The following is a 17,123-nucleotide window of genomic DNA, read 5'->3' as shown; positions in this document are numbered from 1 at the left end:
ATATTGGCGCGCGATAGTAGCCAGAAAGTAGCCTCGTAGAGTTATTATAAAACAGGCGGCCCCCGGAAGGAAGCCGCCTGCTAATAATCGTCTGCAAAATTCGTGAAATACGCTGTAAATCAAGATAATACGTGACCTAAAACTCCGCGTTTTTAGGGAAGCGCGGGAAAGGAATTACGTCGCGGATGTTGGCCATGCCCGTCACGAATAGGATAAGACGCTCGAAGCCCAGCCCAAACCCGGCGTGCGGCGCCGTACCAAACTTGCGCAGCTCCAGGTACCACCACAGCTCGTCTTCGGGCACGTGCATGGCCGCCATGCGGGCGCGTAATTTCTCTAGGTCCTCCTCACGCTGCGAGCCGCCGATAATTTCACCGATGCCGGGAAACAGCACGTCCATCGCCCGCACGGTCTTGTCGTCGTCGTTCAGCTTCATGTAGAACGCCTTGATATCCTTTGGGTAGTCGGTGAGGATAACGGGCTTCTTGAAGTGCTTTTCTACCAAGTACCGCTCGTGCTCCGACTGCAAATCGGTACCCCAGTCTACCGGGAATTCAAACTTCTTCTTGGCCGACTTCAGAATTTCTACCGCCTCTGTGTAGGTGAGGCGCTGGAAATCATTGTCTACTACGAAGCGCAAACGCTCCAGCAACTCCTTGTCGTACTGGTCATTGAGGAATTGCAAGTCATCGGAGCACTTCTCCAAGGCGTAGCGCACGAGGTACTTTAAGAAGTCCTCGGCCAGCTCCATGTTGTCCTGCAAATCATAGAACGCCATCTCCGGCTCTATCATCCAAAACTCGGCCAGGTGGCGGGCCGTGTTGGAGTTCTCAGCCCGGAAAGTAGGCCCGAAGGTGTATACTTTCCCCAACGCCATAGCGGCCACTTCGCCTTCCAACTGCCCCGATACGGTGAGGTTTGTTTGCTTACCGAAGAAATCCTGCTTGTAATCTACGCCGGTTTTATCCTCCGTGAGAGGCGGGTTTTGGTCGGGTAGAGTGGTCACGCGGAACATTTGGCCCGCACCCTCAGCATCGGAACCTGTGATGATGGGCGTGTGGATGTAGTAGAAGCCGTGGTCGTTGAAGTACTGGTGCACGGCAAAAGCCAGCGCGTGGCGCACGCGCAGCACCGCTCCAAAGGTGTTGGTGCGGGGGCGCAGATGCGCAATTTCGCGCAGAAATTCCAGCGTGTGGCCTTTCTTCTGCAAGGGGTAGGTTTCGGCATCGGCTTTCCCGAGCACCGTTATATCGGCGGCCTGAATTTCAACGGCCTGCCCTTTGCCCTGCGAGGCTACCAGCTGGCCGCGCACGGCCACGCACGAACCCGTGGTCACGTCTTTCAGCGACTCCTCCGGAAATTTCTCGGCGTCGGCTACTACTTGGATATTGTGGATGGAAGAGCCGTCATTCACGGCGATGAACTGCACGTATTTATTGCCGCGGCGCGTGCGCACCCAGCCATTCACTACTACTTCGCGCTCCAGCTCCTGGCTGCCGAGCAGCGTCTGTACGCTCGTTCTTCTTACAGTCATCGGGACTCAGATTCAGGTTAAAGTTCTGAGCCGCAAAGGTAGAAGTTTTAGCAGCGGTAGCAGTACGAGGCAGCATATTCGCTGCCGTTGTGTAAAATTTTGGCTTATCGGCGGGCTTTCTACTCAAAGTCCTGAGCAGAATCCGAATGATCCTATAGCGGTAGCCAACACAACTTTTTTGGCTATGCCAAAGTACAGAAAGGCATATATTTGACAGCTGCCACAAGCATTGTGCCGAGGATAAGAAAGCTTCTGAAAGAGTATGCAACGACTGGATATGAAACAGCTTCTTTCGCAGAAGCTGTCCCCCCAACAGATACAGTTTATTAAGCTACTGCAGATCCCGACTGCCGAGCTGGAAGCCCGCATCAAAGAAGAGCTGGAGGTGAACCCGGCGCTGGAAGAGGGCGACGATGCCGATGACGACTTCGAGGAGCAGGACCGGGACGAGGACGACGCCGACGATGATTTCGACGACCCCGACGCCGAGTTCGACAACGACGATAACACCCTTGACGAGGACTTCGACCGGGCCGAGGAGCAGCCTGAGCTGGAGCTCCCTCAGATAGAAGAATCCACGGCCGAAAAAGATACCAGCGACGACGTGGATCTGGGCGACTACCTCAACGACGACGAAATAGCTGGCTACAAAATGCAGGGCGACGGCCCCGGTGACGCCGACGAGGACCGTGAAATGCCCCTGGCCGATAACGGGGCGTCGCTGGTGGATAGCCTGCTGGACCAGCTGGGCTTTGTAGCCGTTTCGGACAAGCAGCGCATTATCGGTACTCAACTCATTGGCTCCATTGACAGCGACGGCTACATCCGGCGCGACCTCTCGGCCATTGCCAACGATCTGGCTTTCTCCCAAAACATGGAGGCTAGCACCGAGGAGATTGAAACCGTGCTGCGCCTGATTCAGTCGTTTGACCCGCCCGGCATTGGCGCCCGCGACTTGCAGGAGTGTCTGCTGTTGCAGCTGGAGCGCCGCCCCGCCGACCCCGACGTGGAAAACGCCGAGCGCATCTTGGCCGAAACCTACGAGGAGTTCACTAAGAAGCACTACGCCCGTATTCAGCAGAAGCTGGACCTGGAAGATGAGGAAATCCGGGATGCTATTGCTTTGATTCTGAAGTTGAACCCCAAGCCCGGCGGCTCCGGCCCGGTAGGCATGGGCAAGGTGCAATACATCATCCCCGACTTCATTCTGACCAACGACAACGGTCAGTTTCACCTTTCCTTGAATGCTCGCAACGCGCCGGATTTGCGCGTGTCGCCGGCCTACACGGAGATGTTCCAAGCCTACGACAAGGCTTCTAAGAAGGACAAAAAGATGAAGGAGGCCGTCACCTTCGTGAAGCAGAAGCTCGACTCGGCCAAGTGGTTTATTGATGCCATCCGGCAGCGCCAGCAAACCCTGCTGCGCACTATGGATGCCATTGTGCGCTACCAGCAGGACTTCTTTGCCGAGGGCGACGAAGGTCGCCTGCGCCCCATGATCCTAAAGGACATTGCCCAAGAAATCGGGATGGATATTTCCACTGTGAGCCGGGTAGTAAACTCGAAGGCCGTGCAGACGGAGTTTGGTATCTACCCCCTCAAGTACTTCTTCTCAGAAGGCATTGCTACTGACTCGGGCGAGGATGCCAGCTCACGCGAGGTAAAGCACATTCTCAAGGAAATTATCGACGGCGAGAGCAAAGGACGCCCCCTTTCCGACGATAAGCTGGAAAAAATGTTGAACGCCCGCGGCTACAATATTGCCCGCCGCACGGTAGCCAAATACCGCGAGCAACTCAACATCCCGGTAGCCCGCCTACGGAAAGAGTTGTAAGATGGTGAAATAGTGAAATGGTGAGTTGGTCGTTTTGATTGCGCAATCAAAACGACCAACTCACCATTTCACCACCTCACTATTTTGTCTAATGTACTTTATCCTGTTTTTTTAGGATTTGAGCTGTACATTCGTGTTCGGCTTTAATCCGGCTTCCGTGAAGAATTTCCTGGCTTTGGCGTTATCGGTGATTTTTCACCCGCTATTGGTGCCATCATATCTATACTATATTGTTTGCTACCAGTTGCCAGGCGTAGTACTCTACCCACTACTGCCCGACCGATGGTTGGTAGTAGGGGTTGCTTTCGGATTTACGTTTCTGCTGCCTACCCTCTGCACAAGCGGTTTGTACTGGGCAGGCGTTATCGACTCGCTGGAACTGTATGACAGGCGGCAGCGCACGCTGCCCTTTCTGGCGGCTGCTGTCTGCTTTGGGGTAGCGGCCTGGCTGTTTTTGCGCACTGGCTTCGCTGTAGATGCGTTGCTGCGCTATATGATGGCTGGCATGGCTATGGCCGTGCTACTGACGCTACTGATTTCTTTGCGCTGGAAAATTAGCGCCCACGCGGTGGGGGTGGGGGGCGCTGTAGGCCTGCTGGCCCTGTTGCAACTCAGCGGCCTTGCCGATCAGGAAGCTCTCTGGTGGCTGTTGGGTAGCATCCTGCTAGCTGGCGCCGTGCTTAGCGCCCGGCTGCAGCTCCAGTCTCATACGCCCGCTCAGGTATGGGCGGGGCTGGCACTGGGCATAAGCTTAGTGGTAGGGGTAGGCGTGGGGGTGGCGTGGCCCAAAGGGTAGGAAAAAGGGCATTGCCACTTGTAAATGCGGCTCTGGAAAGCAGAAAATGCTACCAAGACCGTAGCTTTAGACAAGGGTAGATGTGCTGTAGGTATATGTGGCTTCGCCTACCCTCCGATAGGTTATAATCCCTGAAACCTGCGTCTGGACTTGCCTCCGGGCGCGGTATTTGTCTACCGTTTGCCTATGGCTTCTTCGTCTACTTCTGACCTTACTACGGCCGAGCTACTGGCACAATTGGAGCAGGAGCGCACTGCCCGCCAACGTGCCGAACAACGCGTAGCTGAGCTGGAGCAACTCTGCGCTACCGCTCCCTCTGCCCTCGACCTGGGGCAGCTTCCCCAACTCAACCCCAATCCGGTGTGGCGCCGCAGCGCCGCCGCCGAAACGCTCTTCCTGAACCGCGCTGCCAAAACCCTACGACAGCGGGCGGAGGAAGCCGGCTGCCTGCCGCAGCTGGAAGAGTTAATGCAGCAAGCCGTAGCGCAGGCCCTGGCCAGCGATAAGGTAGTGCAGCAGGAAATTGTGTTGGACGCTCATCACTACCTATTGTTTGTGGTGCCCTCCTGCAACGAGCAGTATGCTGATGCCTACCTCACCGACATCACTCAAGGCAAAGATGCCGAGCGGCAGATGCAGCAGCAGCGCGAGTTTTACGAAACCATCCTGAATCTGCTGCCGGTAGATATAGCCGTGTTCGACCCAGAGCGTCGCTACCTGTTTGTGAACCCTGCGGCCATTGCCAGCAAGGAAGTGCGCGAGTGGGTGATTGGCCGCAACGACTTCGAGCTCTGCCAATATCGACAGCGCCCCATGGCTTTGGCCGAAGAGCGCCAGGCACGTTTCGAGCAGGCCCTCACTACGGGGCAGATTGTGCAGTGGGAAGAATCGGTGGAAGGTAGCCGGGGCCAGCGACGGGCGCTACGCAACGTATTGCCCGCCTATAATCCCGACGGCTCCCTGCGCCTGCTACTGGGCTACGGCCTCGACATTACGGAGCGCTACCTGGCCGAAAACCGTCTGCGGGAAAGCGAAGCCCGCTTGCAAGAGCAGCAGGCCTTTGTGCAACAGGTGGTAGATACGGTGCCCGATTACATTTTCGTGCGCGACATCAACACCCATCTTTCCTTCATGAACCAATCGATGAAGGATTTCCTGCAAACCACCAAACACATCGAGTTGGTGGGCCTTACAGAAGCGGAAGTGGCGCCAGAAGACCTGATAATTTGGCGCGAGCTGCGGCGCGTAGCGCAGGACGATTTGCGGATTATCGAGACGGAGGAAGAGCAAACCGTGGAAGTGTCCGTAACGCTGCGGAACGGTGAAACTCGCTGGCTGCGGTCCGTGAAGCGCCCCCTGCGCCGGGCCGATGGTACGGTTAGCGTGCTGGGCGTGAGTACGGACATCACGGAAGCACGCCTGGCCCGCGAAACGCTGATTCGCAGCGAAAAGCAGTACCGCGACCTGATGCAATTCAGCCAGGCACTCATCTGCACGCACGACCTGCAAGGCCGCATCCTGACGCTTAACCCCACGGCCGCGCTCATGACCGGCTACCCCGCCGACGAGCTGGTGGGCAAGCGCCTGCACCTGGTGTCGCCGCTGGAGCTGCACGCCGAGATGGACGCCTACCTGGCCGTCATGACGCAGCAGCGCGAGCAGCGCGGCGTGATGACGCTGATGGGGCAAACGGGCGAGCGGCGCTTTATGCTCTACAGCAACTCCCGGGTAGACGAAGCCGGCCACGAGCCCTACGTGATTGTGTATGGGCAAGACGTAACAGACCGCATCCTGATAGAAAAGGAGCTGAAGCGGGCCAAAGAAGAGGCAGAGGAATCGGCGCGAGCCAAGGAAAACTTCCTGGCCAACATGAGCCACGAGATCCGCACGCCCATCAACGGAATTTTGGGTATGGCCGGGCTGCTGGCCAAAACAGAATTGCAAACAACGCAGCGCGACCACCTCAATATTATTCAAAGCTCGGGGCGGCACTTGCTGGCGGTTATCAACGATGTGCTGGATATTGCTAAGATTGAGTCGGGCCAACTGCATCTGGAAGAAATCCCCTTCGATATCATCGAATCGATTCGTGGGGCGGCTCAAACACTGGCGTATAAAGCCGAGGAGAAGCGCATCCGCTTCTTTGTAGAGCCGCCTACCCTGCCCGAGCCCGTGGTAGTAGGCGACCCATTCCGCCTGAATCAGATCTTGCTGAATCTACTCAGCAACGCCATCAAATTCACGGACCGGGGCTTTGTGGAGTTGACTGGCCGCGTGCTGCACGACACGCCCGAGAAGCTCAGCATCGAGTTTCAGGTGACGGATACCGGTATTGGCATTCCGGCCGAAAAGCAGGAAGCTATTTTCGAGAGCTTCCGGCAGGCCTACACCGATACCACCCGCCGTTTCGGAGGTACGGGCCTAGGCCTCACCATCAGCCGGCGCCTGGCAGAGCAACTGGGCGGGCGGCTGTGGGTGGAAAGCACGCCCGGCCGTGGCAGCACGTTTTTCCTGGTGCTCACGCTGCCCAAAGCCCAGCAACTGGCCCTGGTCGCCGAGCCCGCCCTACCTGACTATGCTACCCTGCACGGCACACGGGTGCTTTTGGTGGAAGACCACCCCGTGAACCAGCAGCTGGCCCTGTTGATTCTGCAGGGTTGGGGCTTTGAGGTAGACGCCGCCGACAGCGGCCCGGAAGCGCTGGCCCTCCTGGACCAGCACATGTACGACGTGGTGCTGATGGACATTCAGATGCCCGGCATGAGCGGCCTGGATGCTACCCGCCTGATTCGGCAGCACGCCGACCCGCTAAAGGCCGTGCTGCCCGTTATTGCCCTCACGGCCAACGCCATGCGCTCCGACCACGAGGTATACCACAAAGCCGGCATCAACGACTACCTGCTCAAGCCCTTTGAAGAGCGCGACTTGTTCCTGAAGATTGCGGCCCAACTGGGGCGCACCGTGGAAGCGGCAGCCGAGATGGCCGCCGTACGCAGCGCACCCACCGCGCCGCTCTACCATCTGGGACAGCTGCAGGAAGCAGCCCACGGCAGCGAAAACTTCGTGCGGAAAATCCTGGCCACTTTCCTGCAGCATACCCCGCCGGCCCTGGAGCAGCTGGAGGCCGCTGCCACCGTATCCGACTGGACCACGGCCGCCGAAATAGCGCATCGCCTAAAACCCACGCTGAAACTGCTGGCCGTGACCACCACCGAGGAATCGGTACGCTTGCTGGAGTCTTACCCCCATGCCTCCCCCGCCGACCGTCCTGCGGAAGCAACTCTGCAAGCGGCAACTGCCACGCTTCTCGATACTACTGCGACGGTTGTAGCGGAGTTGCTGGCCGCTGGTTATTAAGTATATACAGCTTCGTTTAAGCAGAAGGCCCGTTTCATTGCGATGAAACGGGCCTTTGCTTGGGTAGAATCCGGTTTGCTAGATGCGGTTGATTTTCCGGAAAACGATGTCCTGATACGATTTGCTGATGGGCACTTCCTGACCGCCGGGCATCAGCGCCATGTTGTTTTCAATGGCCTCTACCCGTCGTAGGTTCAGGATGTAGGAACGGTGCACGCGCACAAAGTGGTCGAAGGGTAGGCGCTCTACAAAGGCCTTGAGCGTGGTATAGACAATGTGCTTCTGCTTGTCCGTCACGATGATAACGTAGTCGGAAAGTGCCTCTACATAGAGCACATCATCAAAATTGATGCGGACCATCTTGTTGTTGACCTTCACAAATAGGTCGGAATCAGGCAGAGCCGAAGCTTGGGTAGTAGGCGCTTGAGCAAGAGTGCCGGCCTGCTGCTGCGCACGCTGCACGGCCCGGCTGAAACGGGCGTAATCGAACGGCTTCACTAGGTAGTCCGTCACCTGCAGGTTGAAAGCATCGACGGCAAAATCCTCGTGCGCCGTAGTCAGAATAACCAGCGGTGGGTCGGGCAGCACTCGCAACAGCTCTAGGCCATTAAGCTGAGGCATCTGCACGTCTAGAAATAATATATCTACTTGATTTCCAGTGCGAAAAAAGGTGAGGCCTTCCAGCCCGTCAGTAAGCGAAGCCGTAAGCGAGAGTGAGTCTGTGAGAGAAATGTAATGCTCTAGCGTCAGACGGTTGACGGGGTCATCATCTACAATAAGACAGGAAAGGGTAGGAGTAGTAGGCATACACAAAAAACTATGGACGGCCTAACGAGCCGGCTAACGTTTGACTAGGTAAAGGTACAATTCGCCTATAGAAAATATTATTTCGCCGAGAAACCCATCGTTATTCACAGCGTGTAGTTGCAATTAACCGGCCAGAATTATATGCAATAGCGTATTTCTACGGCTAAAAACGGCAACCGTAGCTATGTCTGCAGAAGAGAAAGACCAAGCTGATTTGCTAGGCCAGCTGTGCCATTTCCTGCTGCACCAGCGCCTGCACGGCGGGTGTGTCGTAGTCGGCCTCGGTGTGAATGAGCGGCATCAGGCGCTGCATAATTTGCTCTTGGCGGGTGCCATTGGCCAGCGCTTCCGCGTAGGGGGTGTGCGAAAACGTGACCTGCGAGTACAGCGGCAGCCACTGGTCGGGGTATTGCGCCGAAATTTTACTCTCGATTTTCTTTTGCAGCAAAAAGCGCGGGTCGGCCACCCGGTCGCGCATCTCCTGGAAGTTGTACACGGCCAGGTCGGCCATGGCGTCGGCATCGGGCTTGCGGCGGCGCTGAAACTCGGCAAAAACCGTGTCCCAATCGCCGGCAAACTCCGTCAGGAGCTGGTCGAGTACAGTGCAGTCCTCGAAGCCCGCATTCATACCCTGACCGTAGAAGGGCACAATGGCGTGCGAGGCATCCCCAATCAGTACTACCTCGCCCTGGTACGACCAGGGGTAGCACCGCACCGTGACGAGTGAGCTGGTGGGGTGCTGAGCAAACTCGGGTAGCAGATTGGGCATGAGCGGTACCGCATCGGGAAACACGCGCTCAAAAAAGGCCTGCACCTGTGCCGGGGTTTGCAGGGCCGCAAAGGAGGTTTCGCCTTCGTAGGGGAAAAACAGGGTGCAGTTGAAAGAGCCGTCGAGATTGGGTAGGGCAATCATCATGTACTGCCCGCGCGGCCAGATGTGCAGGGCCTCCTTGTCGAGCTGCCACTTACCAGCGGTACCGGCCACAATCTGCAATTCCTTGTAGCCATACTCCAGATAGCTCTGGGAGTAGTTGAAGCGCTCGGTTTTCTGCATGGCCCCGCGCACCGCCGAGAAAGCACCATCGGTACCAAACAGCCGGTGGTAGGTAAGCACGTGCGTTTGCTGGGTGGTGGTGTCGCGCATCGTTAGTTGGCGCTGGTGCAGGTCTACCTCCAGGCACCGCTGGTTGAAATGCAGCGTGATGTTGGGATGCGCCTCGGCCAGGTCGAGCAGGGTGCGGTTGAGCCCATCGCGCGAGACGGAGTAGATGGCTTGGTTTTCCCGCCCATACGCCTGATAGGTGAGCTGCCCATCTATGCTGTGCATGGCGCGCTTGTAGAGGGGTAGGGCCACCCGGCGAACATCATCCTGCACGCCAATGCCTTCCAATGCCCGCCAGCCCCGGTCGGAGAGGGCCAGGTTAATGGAGCGTCCCTCTGCAGCTTCCTGATAGCGCGGATCGGGCCGCCGCTCGTAGATGGCTACCTGATGGCCACGCCGCGCCAGGTAGAGGGCAAGTAAAGAGCCGACCAAGCCGCCGCCAATAATAGTAAGTGGTTCGGAGGAAGCAGCAAAAGCAGGAGCGGACATACAGGCAGTGAAAAAATGGAATGGAGCGGTGAAGGTAAAAGGTTATGAAATAGCGTCGTTTGTCGGGTAAGAAATGGTACTCACCGAGTAGTACAATTTATTTGGGCATAAGTGAAATCCGGGTAGCTGGGGTATGTCGTACGGTTACGGTATAGATTGAACCTGTAATCCTGTTCCTATGTCAGTTTCTACTCAGCCAGTTGCCTCCTTCCCGCATCAGTCTGTACCGCAGGCATATTCATCGTTGGCTGCTGCCACCTACCTCACGTGGTCGGCTATTATCTGGACAGCGTTGCTGATGGAAGAGCAAGCATCGACTGCGGCAGTGGTGCCAACTATACACCCGCAAACGATGGATAAGCAACTACAAATAGGTGCGTATAGCATTGGCCAGGATGTGGACATAAACCTTTTTGGGCACCCCGAAATACGGTACTAGCGCAAAGGCATTGTAGAAGGCACAATCAGCCGAAAGGTTAAGTTAAGGCGGGCACCTGCGGGCCGGGCAGTTTTCGGCACGGCGTGCAGCCAGTATTGTTGGGTAGGGCCGCGCATCACCAGTAGGCTGCCCGAGGGCAAATCAAGCGAAAGTGGAGCGTGGGGTGTAATGCGAGCATCGCGGGGGCGCAGCCGAAAACGGCGGGTAGCGCCCAGACTCAGAGAGGCAATAACGGGCATCTGGCCCAATTCTGGCTCGTCGTCGGCGTGCCAGCCCATACTGTCTTGGCCATACCGATAGAGGTTGAGCAGCACACTATTAAAGGTAGAGTTGGTAGCAGCTTCCAGCTGCACGCGCACCTGTTGCAACACCGGCGTCCAGGGCTGGGGGGTAAGCTGCAAGCCCGAGTAGCAGTAGGTAGCAGCAGAGTCGCCGTACCAGGCCGTGAGGCGCGGCTGGAGCACCTCGCGGCCATAAAGCCGGATAGCTTCCTGACGCCACTCAATGGTGTGCTCCAACTCGTGCAACAAGGCATCGGCGGTAGCAGGGGGTAGGAAATGCTCGTCGAGCCAGATTTCGGCGTGCGGCAAAGGAAGCAGGGTAAGGGGCATAAAGCGGCTCGTTGGAACTGCTATGGTAGCGTAGCGCCACTCATTTGCCCCATCAGCGGTAGCATCAGCCAATACAGGGCCCCAAAAACCAGCAAGCACACCACCAGTGCCGGTAGCCAGCCCCGGCTAAGGTAGGAGCGCTGCCCCACGTAGCGGGGCCAAAAAAACCATAGGTACGCTACTACCGCACCCAGATTAACGGCGGCACTGATCCACTTGGCACTCTCGCCAAATTGCAACACCGCCCACTGCAGCAAATAGGAGCTGCCCAGCAGGTACAGCACAACAAACAACAGCAGACGCAACGCCTTGCTCTGCTTGTCCAGCTTAAACAAGTTGATGGCCAGCAGTATTCCGCCCGCCAGAAAAGAAAACATGACGGAGAAGATGGCAATAGTAGCCGGTGAATACAGCTCGGGGCCCGCCACTTGTTCTGGCTCTGCCACGGCGGCTACCTCGGCCGCTCGAATGGTAGCTGCCTCGGCGGCGCGCTGCGCCACTACAGGCTGTACGTCCGTGCGAATGGCGCCGGCGGCGGCCACTTCCTGGCCGCGTCGTTCCAGCTCGTCGAGAGCGGCCAATACGGCTTCCTCCTGGTAATCAGAGTAATGGTCGACGTACTGGCGCAGTTCGGCGTCGGTTTTGCGGCCCATCTTGGCCGCGTAGTCTTCAGCCATTGGGGTAGTGAAAACGGGTAAGTAAAAAGGATAAACTCAACTCGGCGTGCAGTGGCTTTTACAGCTGTTTCACGCCAAAAAGCAACGGCTAAGTTGCTAATACACTGAACGCAAGTTGGGCTGAATTGGTAACAAATGCCTGAATTTTCTTGCGCTCATGCTACTGGGCGGCCCAGGCGGCCAGTACTTCGCCTACCCGTTGCACGTCGGCAAACGAGTTGTAGAAGGGTACCGGGGCCAGCCGAATCACGTTGGGCTCGCGCCAGTCGCCTACCACACCGGCCTGCGTGAGGTGGTCGAACAACTCGCGTCCGCCTTGGTGCACCAGCAACGAAAGCTGGCAGCCACGGGCGGCCGGATCGGTGGGCGTAATGATTTCCAGCCGAGATGCGGGTAGCTCCAGGCGGTGGATGAGAAACTCTAGGTAGGCCGTCAGCTGCTCGCTTTTGCGGCGAAGCGGCCCCATGCCCCCTACCTCGGCAAACAGTGCCAGCGCCGCCCGGTGCGCCGCTAGAGTCAGGATGTTGCCGTTGGCCAACTGCCAGCCGGCGGCTCCTGCCATAGGCTTAAAGCCCTTCTGCATCTTGAACCGCTCATCAGCATCGTGGCCCCACCAGCCGGCCAGGCGCAGCAAATCGGGGCGGTGGGCAAACCGCTCGTGCACAAAGGCGCCGCCCACGCTACCCGGCCCCGAGTTCATGTATTTATAGGTGCACCAGCAGGCAAAATCTACATCCCAGTCGTGCAGGTGTAGTTCCACGTTGCCAGCCGCATGGGCTAGGTCGAAGCCCACGGTAGCGCCTACAGCATGTCCGGCCTGCGTAATAGTTGCCATATCAAACACTTGCCCGGTGTAGTAGTTGATGCCACCCATCAGGATGGTCGCCAGCGAATCGCCCAGCTCGGCAATTTTCGCCTCAATGTCCTCCGTGCGCAAGGTGTGCTCGCCGGGCCGGGGTACCAGCTCCACAATGGCATCATCGAGCTCCAGGCCATGCAGCTTCACCTGTGTTTCCAACGCGTATTGGTCCGAGGGAAACGCGCCGCCTTCCATCAGTACCTTATAGCGGGTAGGGGTAGGGCGGTAGAAGGTGGTAAGCAGTAGGTGCAGGTTGGTGGTCAGGTTGTTCATCACTACCACCTCTATGGGCTTGGCGCCTACTACCAGCGCCGCGGTTTCGGCCAGGGTCTCGTGGTAGTGCATCCACGGCGAGGGGCCATCGAAGTGCCCATCCACGGCCAGCTCGGCCCAGGTGTTCAGTTCCTGGTCCAAGGCGGCGCGCACGGCGCGGGGTTGCAGGCCCAGCGAGTTGCCGCACAGATAGAGGCTCTCGCCACCACCCGGCGCGGGCGGAATCAGGAAGCGACTACGGAAGTCGCGCAGCGGGTCCTGGGCATCGAGGTGAGCGGCAAACGCGGGGGTGGGGTCAAAGGTCATGCAGGCAAAGGTAGGGGGCGGAGGCGAGGGCCGCCAGCAGGTACTTACGAAGCCGGGGCCGGGGCGGGTGGGGCCATCACGGTGCCGCACACGCGGCACGTGCGCTTGTGCTCATCTTGCCAGAAGCGGTTCATGATGGGTGGCAACTGCGCCACGATGTCGGTAATTTCGGCAAATTCCTCGTAGAGCTTGTGGCCGCAGTTTTCGCAGTACCACTGAAAGCCGTCTAGCTCGCCGGCCGTGCGGTAGCGCTCCACCACCAAGCCAATGGTATGGGCCGGCCGCCGCGGCGAGTGGGGCACGCCGGCAGGTAGCAGGTACATTTCGCCAGCTTTAATCTCGATGTCTACCGGCTGGCCATTCTCTATTATTTTCACCACAATGTCGCCCTCCAGCTGCCAAAACAGCTCCTCGCCCTCGTCCACGTGGTAGTCTTTGCGGGAGTTGGGGCCACCTACCACCATCACAATAAAATCTTTGTTGTCTTTGAATACCTGCTGATTGCCCACGGGTGGCTTTAGCAAGTGGCGGTGCTCATCCACCCATTTCTGCAGGTTGATTGGTCGATTCATGTGGTGCGGTTTTGAAGAGGGAGGTAAGGGAAAGGACGTGTAATTACGTGGCTCAGTAACAAGCCTGCACTGGATTTCAACAAATATCTCAAAACATCGGCTTCTGTACCGGTTTCTACTACTATGAGTTTCACTGCACCCTTCTCCCATCAAAAGGCCTTAGTGAGCGGCAGCACGCAGGGTATTGGCCGAGCCATTGCGGAAGAGCTAGCCCGGCAAGGTGCCACCGTTACGTTGCTAGCCCGCAACGAAACCGCGCTGCGCGAAACGGCTGCCACTCTACCTACGCCCACTAACCAGCAGCACGACTACATTGTAGCCGATTTCACCCAGCCCGACCAAGTAGCCACACGGGTGGCGGAATACCTACAGGCGCATCCGGCTGGTTTTCACGTGCTCATTAACAATACCGGCGGCCCAGCCGGTGGTCCTATCATTGAGGCGTCCGTCGATGCCTTTCGGGCGGCATTTGAGCAGCACGTAGTGTGCAACCACTTGCTGGTGCAAACCGTGGTGCCGGCTATGCGGGCGCGGCAGTACGGGCGCATTATCAATATCATCAGCACTTCCGTGAAGGTGCCGCTCCCAGGGCTGGGTGTGTCCAATACCATCCGGGCAGCGGTGGCCAACTGGGCCAAAACGCTGGCTAATGAGTTGGCTTCCGATGGTATCACGGTCAACAATGTGCTGCCCGGTATGACGCAAACCCAGCGCCTGGAAAACCTACTAGAAAAGCAAGCTGCCGCAGCTACCAAGTCAGTGGCTGAGGTAGAAACTGCCGCCAAACAGCAAATTCCCGCCCGGCGCTTTGGTGAGGCTGAAGAAATAGCCGCCGCGGCCGTATTCTTCGCCTCGCCGGCCGCCGGCTACGTCACGGGTACCAACCTGGCGGTGGATGGCGGCCGTACGGGTAGTTTGTGAGGGTAGGGTAGCCTATACCAACAACATCTCCGCCACCTCGCGGCCGGTGGCCATGGCAGCATTCAACGACGGATACGCGGTGTAGTCGCCGCACTGGTAGAGGTTATCGGCTAGGCGGAGGCTCTGGCGGTAGGGCTGCCCGGCCGGGTAGGCGGGAAGGGCATGCACAATTTCGTAGGTGCGCAGGTGCTGCCACTGGGCCGTGGCTGGCCCAAACCAAGCAGCCAACTCGGCCCGCAGCCTATTCAGTAGCTCTTCTTCTGTGAGGCCGTGTGCGCCGTGGGTGTTCACCGAAATCAGTGTTTGACCGGTAGGAGCATAGCCGGGCGCTGCATCGCTGGGGAACACCACGTTGTGTGCCAGTGCGCCCGGCATGGCATTGAGTCGCAAAAGTTTATCGCCGTGGCCGGGGGAGTAGGGCGCAGCAAAGTACGTGCAAGTAGTTTTGCGCCACTCAGAGGTAGGCGTACTAGGACTTGAGGTAGGTAGGAGTTGCTGCGCCGCTGCGCCATCGGTGGCGATTACCACGGCAGAGGCTTCTAGTACCTCGTCTGTCCAGAGGCGTACGTGGGTACCCTCAACAGCCGATACGGGCGAGTTGAGACGCACGCTACCGGTGGGTAGGCGGGCCGCCAGCTGCTCCGGAATGACCTGTATACCAAGGTTAGGTACAGCAGCATCGCCTACCACAAATTGCTGAAAGACAAACTCAAAGAAGTTGGCAGCTGTGCGCAGTTGCCGGTCCAGGAATACCCCGCCGAAAAATGGGCGGAAGAAAGTATCAATGATTCGTTCGCTAAAGCCGTTGCGACACAGGTAGGCTAGAGTGTCTTCCTGGTTGGAAGAATTGCGGCTAAGAAGCTGGCCGGCGGTATACTTGCTCACGTGCCGCACCATGTTTGCAATGCGGAGCTTATCGGCGAGGGAGCCAATGGGCGAAGTCAAGGCTTCAAACGCTGCTAACGGCTTCCGCAGCGGGTTTATCAATGTGGTTTCCCGGCCATTGTGCAACTGAATAACGGCGCCCGACTGGAAAGCCCGTAGGTCCAGAGCGCCGTAGTCCATGAGGCGCTGCACCTCGGGGTAGCGCGTGAGCAGGATCTGAAAGCCACGGTCAAGGCGAAAGCCTTCGGGCGTGATGTCGGTGCGTACGCGGCCGCCTACAGCGTCAGCGGCCTCCAGCACTAATACGGGTTTGCCGGCTCGGTACAGGTAGTTGGCGCAGGTGAGCCCAGCCATACCAGCGCCAATAATAATAACAGGTAGGGATGCAGAGGAAGTAGCCATACCCCGGCAAACTCCAAAAGAGGCCGTAAGGTTGGCATAAAATAGCTGTTGGCTACTGGCTGTTAGCAGGTAGCTTGCTTTTAGCCCAGTTCAGGGAGCAAAACCAAGCTACCTGCTAACAGCTAGTAGCCAACAGCTAAGTGTTATATTACGCTACGCCTTCTTTCAGACGCTCGGCGCTTTCGGCCAGGCGCAGCTGCTCCACAAAATCATCGATGTTGCCGTCCATCACCGAGGGTAGGTTGTACACGGTATAGCCGATGCGGTGGTCAGTTACGCGGCCCTGAGGGTAGTTATACGTGCGGATTTTGTCGGAACGGTCGCCGCCGCCAATCATGCTCTTGCGGGCCGCGCCTTCGGCTTCGTTTTTCTTGGCCAGCTCAATCTCGTAGATGCGCGAGCGGAGTACCTGCATAGCCTTGTCGAAGTTCTTGAGCTGCGACTTCTGGTCCTGGCACTGCGCCACAATGCCAGTAGGCAAGTGGGTGAGGCGCACGGCCGAGTAGGTAGTGTTTACCGACTGCCCGCCGGGGCCCGACGACATGAACAAGTCCTTGCGGATGTCGTTCATATCCAGCTCAATATCTAGCTCCTCTGCTTCCGGCATCACTACAATAGAAGCTACCGAAGTGTGGATGCGGCCCTGGGTTTCGGTGGCCGGCACGCGCTGCACGCGGTGCACACCCGACTCAAACTTCAGCTTGCCGTACACGTCTTCGCCTTTCAGCGAAAGCACAATTTCCTTGTAGCCGCCTGAGGTGCCCTCGGTAGCGTCGATGAGGTCCATGCGCAGGCCCTGCTTTTCGGCGAAGCGCATGTACATGCGCTGCAAGTCGCCGGCAAAGATGGCCGCCTCGTCGCCCCCGGCCCCGGCCCGGATTTCCATAATCACATCCTTGGAGTCGTTGGGGTCCTTCGGAATCAGCAGCTCCTTGATAACAGCTTCCAGGCGCTCCTGCTCGGGCAGCAGCTCGTCCATCTCGGCCTTGGCCATCTCGCGGAAGTCCTGGTCCTTTTCGGTGGCAATTACCTCCTTGGCATTATCGATGTTGCTGAGTACCTGCTGGTAGGCTTTGTACTCCGTCACGATTTTGCCCAGGTCCTTGTATTCTTTATTGAGGGCCTTGAAGCGTTTCATATCGCTCATGGCTTCAGGTTGCGTGAGTTGCTCGCTCACGTCGTTGAAGCGCTGTTGGATGGCCTCCAGTTTATCTAGCATCTGCCTGTCAGAGAATTATATTTATATACGCAAAGGTACA

Annotated in this window: 14 protein-coding genes; 5 read left to right on the top strand and 9 right to left on the bottom strand. The window is 57.7% G+C overall.

Annotated features, from left to right (window positions below; translation table 11 throughout):
• Positions 1–136: 136 nt before the first annotated feature.
• Positions 137–1,534 carry an asparagine--tRNA ligase gene (gene asnS / locus MUN82_RS17485; RefSeq protein ID WP_245092539.1) on the bottom strand — a complete coding sequence of 466 codons (1,398 nt, stop codon included), beginning with the start codon at positions 1,532–1,534 and terminating at the stop codon, positions 137–139.
• A 262-nt stretch (positions 1,535–1,796) separates the two neighbouring features.
• On the opposite strand from asnS, the gene rpoN reads away from it, so the two are divergent.
• The 3 genes from rpoN to MUN82_RS17470 all read left to right on the top strand — a co-directional run bounded on the left by rpoN (position 1,797) and on the right by MUN82_RS17470 (position 7,521).
• Entirely contained in the window at positions 1,797–3,368 is a 1,572-nt protein-coding gene (gene rpoN, locus MUN82_RS17480; RefSeq protein ID WP_245092538.1) for an RNA polymerase factor sigma-54, read from the top strand.
• A 118-nt stretch (positions 3,369–3,486) separates the two neighbouring features.
• Positions 3,487–4,164: a hypothetical protein gene (locus MUN82_RS17475; RefSeq protein ID WP_245092537.1), complete on the top strand. Its 678-nt coding sequence runs from the start codon at positions 3,487–3,489 to the stop codon at positions 4,162–4,164.
• A 186-nt stretch (positions 4,165–4,350) separates the two neighbouring features.
• The gene (locus tag MUN82_RS17470) at positions 4,351–7,521 is read left to right on the top strand and encodes a PAS domain-containing hybrid sensor histidine kinase/response regulator (RefSeq protein ID WP_245092536.1); all 3,171 of its coding nucleotides are present in this window, start codon (positions 4,351–4,353) and stop codon (positions 7,519–7,521) included.
• Positions 7,522–7,599: 78 nt separating this feature from the next.
• Here the strand turns inward: MUN82_RS17470 and MUN82_RS17465 are convergent, their stop codons facing one another.
• Both MUN82_RS17465 and MUN82_RS17460 read right to left on the bottom strand, forming a co-directional pair.
• Positions 7,600–8,328 carry a LytR/AlgR family response regulator transcription factor gene (locus tag MUN82_RS17465; RefSeq protein ID WP_245092534.1) on the bottom strand — a complete coding sequence of 243 codons (729 nt, stop codon included), beginning with the start codon at positions 8,326–8,328 and terminating at the stop codon, positions 7,600–7,602.
• A gap of 217 nt (positions 8,329–8,545) precedes the next feature.
• On the bottom strand, positions 8,546–9,919 hold the full coding sequence (locus tag MUN82_RS17460) for an FAD-dependent oxidoreductase (RefSeq protein ID WP_245092533.1): 1,374 nt from the start codon (positions 9,917–9,919) through the stop codon (positions 8,546–8,548).
• A 178-nt stretch (positions 9,920–10,097) separates the two neighbouring features.
• On the opposite strand from MUN82_RS17460, the gene MUN82_RS17455 reads away from it, so the two are divergent.
• Positions 10,098–10,358 (top strand): hypothetical protein, encoded by a 261-nt coding sequence (locus MUN82_RS17455; RefSeq protein WP_245092531.1) that lies wholly within the window; start codon positions 10,098–10,100, stop codon positions 10,356–10,358.
• On the opposite strand, the gene MUN82_RS17450 is transcribed toward MUN82_RS17455, so the two are convergent.
• The 4 genes from MUN82_RS17450 to MUN82_RS17435 all read right to left on the bottom strand — a co-directional run bounded on the left by MUN82_RS17450 (position 10,355) and on the right by MUN82_RS17435 (position 13,656).
• Positions 10,355–10,969 carry an alpha-ketoglutarate-dependent dioxygenase AlkB family protein gene (locus MUN82_RS17450; RefSeq protein WP_245092530.1) on the bottom strand — a complete coding sequence of 205 codons (615 nt, stop codon included), beginning with the start codon at positions 10,967–10,969 and terminating at the stop codon, positions 10,355–10,357. The two genes, MUN82_RS17455 and MUN82_RS17450, sit on opposite strands and share 4 nt — an antisense overlap.
• Before the next feature lie 20 nt (positions 10,970–10,989).
• Complete coding sequence (locus MUN82_RS17445; protein WP_245092528.1) at positions 10,990–11,646, bottom strand: hypothetical protein; 657 nt, start codon at positions 11,644–11,646, stop codon at positions 10,990–10,992.
• Between the two features lie 160 nt (positions 11,647–11,806).
• Positions 11,807–13,084, bottom strand: a complete 1,278-nt coding sequence (gene kynU, locus MUN82_RS17440) for a kynureninase (protein WP_245092526.1) — start codon at positions 13,082–13,084, stop codon at positions 11,807–11,809.
• A gap of 44 nt (positions 13,085–13,128) precedes the next feature.
• The gene (locus MUN82_RS17435) at positions 13,129–13,656 is read right to left on the bottom strand and encodes a 3-hydroxyanthranilate 3,4-dioxygenase (RefSeq protein ID WP_245092524.1); all 528 of its coding nucleotides are present in this window, start codon (positions 13,654–13,656) and stop codon (positions 13,129–13,131) included.
• A 123-nt stretch (positions 13,657–13,779) separates the two neighbouring features.
• Here MUN82_RS17435 and MUN82_RS17430 point away from each other — a divergent pair, with 123 nt between their 5' ends.
• On the top strand, positions 13,780–14,577 hold the full coding sequence (locus tag MUN82_RS17430) for an SDR family oxidoreductase (RefSeq protein WP_245092522.1): 798 nt from the start codon (positions 13,780–13,782) through the stop codon (positions 14,575–14,577).
• A gap of 12 nt (positions 14,578–14,589) precedes the next feature.
• Here MUN82_RS17430 and MUN82_RS17425 read toward each other — a convergent pair whose 3' ends face one another.
• Both MUN82_RS17425 and prfA read right to left on the bottom strand, forming a co-directional pair.
• Entirely contained in the window at positions 14,590–15,864 is a 1,275-nt protein-coding gene (locus MUN82_RS17425) for a protoporphyrinogen/coproporphyrinogen oxidase (RefSeq protein ID WP_245092520.1), read from the bottom strand.
• Between the two features lie 148 nt (positions 15,865–16,012).
• Entirely contained in the window at positions 16,013–17,083 is a 1,071-nt protein-coding gene (gene prfA, locus MUN82_RS17420) for a peptide chain release factor 1 (RefSeq protein WP_245092519.1), read from the bottom strand.
• Positions 17,084–17,123: the final 40 nt, after the last annotated feature.

This window comes from Hymenobacter aerilatus (assembly GCF_022921095.1).
Lineage (GTDB): Bacteria > Bacteroidota > Bacteroidia > Cytophagales > Hymenobacteraceae > Hymenobacter > Hymenobacter aerilatus.
Note: the sequence above shows the minus strand (reverse complement) of the source record. Positions and strands in the feature narration are given on the sequence as shown.